General features: G+C 63.4%; 1 pseudogene. It reads left to right on the plus strand.

The features are described from left to right. Positions 1-48: 48 nt before the first annotated feature. Positions 49-227: pseudogene (locus tag HWX87_RS38375) on the plus strand (VOC family protein); the annotation flags it as partial.

Here is a 227-nt window from a genome sequence, read left to right on the forward strand (position 1 = left end):
TTATGAACGGATTGACTGCACTGCCCCCTTCGGATCAAGGAGACACAGATGATCGATCGACTTTCCTTCGGTGTTATCCACAACGACCGCAGCCGCGCGTCGTACGACAGCACGCTCGGCGCGCTCGGCTACAAGCGGCTGTACAGCGACGACGGCTCGATCGGCTACGGCGCGACCGAACCGGTGCTGTGGCTGCAGCATGCGGCTCGCCCCATCGCCGCCGATCC

Source organism: Burkholderia sp. BCC1644 (genome assembly GCF_902833225.1).
Taxonomy (GTDB): Bacteria; Pseudomonadota; Gammaproteobacteria; order Burkholderiales; family Burkholderiaceae; genus Burkholderia.